The organism is Helicobacter mehlei (genome assembly GCF_007280785.1).
In the GTDB taxonomy this organism is placed as follows: Bacteria; Campylobacterota; Campylobacteria; order Campylobacterales; family Helicobacteraceae; genus Helicobacter; species Helicobacter mehlei.
In genome coordinates this window covers 1-3,374 of sequence record NZ_VKGC01000040.1, presented here as the reverse complement: position 1 = coordinate 3,374, position 3,374 = coordinate 1, and the positions used below count along the sequence as shown (strand labels likewise).

Annotated in this window: 2 protein-coding genes; both read left to right on the top strand. The window is 46.3% G+C overall.

Translation table 11 applies throughout. From position 1 onward, the window contains the following. Window positions 1-593 precede the first annotated feature (593 nt). Entirely contained in the window at window positions 594-2,651 is a 2,058-nt protein-coding gene (locus FNE76_RS07925; protein WP_143928485.1) for an HsdM family class I SAM-dependent methyltransferase, read from the top strand. Between the two features lie 38 nt (window positions 2,652-2,689). Then, window positions 2,690-3,301, top strand: a complete 612-nt coding sequence (locus tag FNE76_RS07920; RefSeq protein ID WP_214613813.1) for a restriction endonuclease subunit S — start codon at window positions 2,690-2,692, stop codon at window positions 3,299-3,301. The last annotated feature ends 73 nt before the right edge of the window (window positions 3,302-3,374 follow it).

Here is a 3,374-nt window from a genome sequence, read left to right as displayed (position 1 = left end):
ATCTTTCGAGACATCTGATTCCACTTCCTCCCTTGCCAGTATACACTTAACTGTGTCCCCCCCGCCCCCCCGCCCCCCCGCCCCCCCCCCCCCCCCCCGGAAAATAAAGGCAAGTTTTTAAGGTGCATACAAAGTCCCAAAGTCAATTTTAATAGCTTGCTGTGTCAAAGACAAGGGTGCATTATAGCATGGTTTTTGAAAAAAGGGCTAGAAACGGCAACTTAAAACCTATAAATAAAACTATACAAATTTTTTATAGGATCATTTTTGCCCCAATAGTCCCAATTTTTGTTAAAATAGGCGTTACCTTTAACGCTTGCGGACATGCGAAAAGCCAGACACCCGAAAACCAACGGTGCAGAGCAGGCATGGATGAACCAAGAATACAGCAGAAATCCGAGCTTTGCAGGATTTTGCAGAGTTTTATAGGATTTTATAGGTCTGTAAGAACGGTTAGCCCTTTAATGTCTTTAAGCCAACCACCTTAGCCTAGACGCTAGTATTTTGCCATCCACCACAAATTTTTTTAAGGTTGTCTTAACCCCCTTATTTGTTTAAATCCCCTATAATGCCCCCTTTTATAAAGGAGAAACATGCCCAGCCAAGAAGAAACCATAGAATACGGAATCAAAAAAGAGCTAGAAGCCCTTAACATTGCCTACTACGCCAAAACTGCCCCCATCAATGAGGAAACCCAAAGGGCGTTAGAACAAGCCCCTTCAAAGAGCGGGGGGAGTGGCAAGAATTACCCCGATCTCAAATTGTTTTTAAGCACGCCCAGCGCACGCAAATTGCCCGTGATGATCGAGGTCAAGGGGCTTAAGGGGCGTTTAGCCAAGTTTGGCAAGGATCATAGCCCAGATTTAAGCACCAACGCCATTAAAAATTACGCCCTCAATGGGGCGTTGCACTACGCCAACGCGATTTTAGATTATAGCTATAGCTACAATGAGGCGATCGCCATAGGGATCAATGGCTATGAAGAAGCGGGCAAACTCTACAAGCAATACGCCCTTTACTATCTTAACACCAAGCACCTAGCCGTGCCCCAAAAGATCGGGGAATTTAGCGATTTGGGGATTTTGGCAGATTTAGGCAAATTAGAGCAAGCCCTAGACAATCTCACCTTAAGCGAGGCAGAACGCAATAAAGCCATTGAGGATTTAGAGAGCCAAACAGAGGCGCAACTCAACAAGCTTAATCAGTTCTTGCGTGATGACATTTTAGACCTTGAGGAAAATAAGCGGGTACCCCTGCTTGTAGGGATGATCATGGCAGCTACAGGCGTGGCGGCGATGCAGGATCGCCCCGGAGTGGGGGCTTTGGGCTTAGAGGATTTAAAAAGCGAACAAGACAAGGATACCCACGATGGGCATGAGTTCATTAAAAAAATCAAAGCCTTTTTAAACGCCAAAAAATTGCCCCCAGAAAAAAACGAGCTAATCCTTAATGAACTCGAAACCATTTTTATCCATTCCAAGTTGTGGTCTTTAAACAGCTACACCACCGCCAACACCGCCGAAAGCCCCTTGAAAAAGATTTATGGGCGGTTTTTAGAGGGGGTTTATCCTTTGGTTAAAAAGCTCACCAGCACGGCAGACATTGCGGGCAGGCTCTTTAATGTGCTCACCAAGTGGCTTAATGTCCCCGACAACAAGAAAAACGATGTCGTTTTAACCCCTCGTGAGGTGGTGGATTTAATGGTGGAGTTAGCCCAAGTCAATAAAGATTCCTTCGTGTGGGATTATGCCGCCGGATCAGGGGCGTTTTTGATCTCTAGCATGAATAAAATGATTAAAGATTGCGAGGACAAGATCGCCGACCCTAAAGCTAGGGAGGAGAAGATCCTTAAGATTAAAAACGAACAACTGCTAGGCATTGAGAAACACATTGATATTTTCTTAATGGGGATTTTAAATATGCTCTTGCTAGGCGATGGGAGTGCAAATTTTTTACACAAGGATAGCCTAGAGGATTTTGAAGCTAAAAAGCCTATCTACTACGAACAAGGCGATCTTAAGGATGAACCTTTTAAGGCAAATGTGTTTTTACTCAACCCCCCCTACAGCGCAAAGGGCAAGGGCTTTATTTTTGTAGAGCGGGCATTAGAGAGGATGGAGAAGGGGCGCGCGGTGGTGATCATCCAAGAGAATGCGGGCAGTGGCAATGGCGACATTTACACCAAAAAGATTTTAGAGCATAGCAGCCTAGTGGCAAGCATTAAAATGCCCCTAGATTTGTTCGTGGGCAAATCTAGCGTACAAACGGCGATTTATGTCTTTGATGTCGGCACGCCCCACGACCCAAATAAAAATGTCAAATTCATAGACTTTAGTAACGATGGCTACACCCGCGCGGCGCGCAAAAAGGCAAGGGCTAGCACAAATTTACGCGACACCGATCACGCCAAAGAACGCTACCGAGAATTAATAAATATCGTGGTGCATGATGAAGATCCAAAGTTTTATAAAGACCATTTTATTAAGGATAAAATCAATACTGAGGGTAAGGACTGGACCTACGCCCAACACCAAAAGATAGACACCACGCCTAAGCTGGGCGATTTTAGCGGGAGTGTGGCGGAGTTTTTAGCCTATGAAGTGTCCTTAGTGCTCAAAGGCACAGAGGGAAAGCCCCACCCCCACGCCTAAAAAGCTGGCAAGCTTTGTGCGCCCTAGAGTGGCGTGGGGTGCAATTAGGGAAGATTTTTGAGGTCTTTAAGCCTGCCAAACACAGCCACCAAAAACGGCTTTTACCCACAGAACCCAAAGAGGGCTATATCCCGGCCATCACTTGCACCACGCAAAACAACGGCATCGCCTGTTATATGCCAAGAGAGGGGGCTTTGGTGCTGGAAAATATGATTTCTGTGGGAGCTAATGGGGATGCGCCCGCCTTTTACCAACCTAGAGAATTTGCGCTTTTGCAAGATTGTTACGCCCTAAAATTTAAGGGCAAAGAGCTAAACCGCTTGCAATATTTGTTTTTGGTCGTGTGCCTAAATAAGGTCTTGGCTAAGTTTAACTGGAACAACAAATCCGGCTGGGCTAAGGTCAGCCAAGAGAAAATCCTTTTGCCCTTTGCCAAGAATGGGGAAATTGCTTTTGAAGTGATAGAGGTATTTATAAGGGAACTTCAAGCGGAGCGCTTGGAGGAACTTCAAGCGTATCTAAAAGTAACAGGATTGGAGGACACTATGCTAACCCCAGAGGAAGAACACGCCTTAAATATTTTCACAAACTATTTTGTTTGGAAATCGGGGGGGGGGGGGGGGGGGGGGGGTGGGGGGGGGGGGGGTTAAAAAGGGGGGGGTGGTGGGGATAAAACCCCCGACAAGGAAATTGTGCGGGTTATATGTGGCGGTGGTGGGGGGG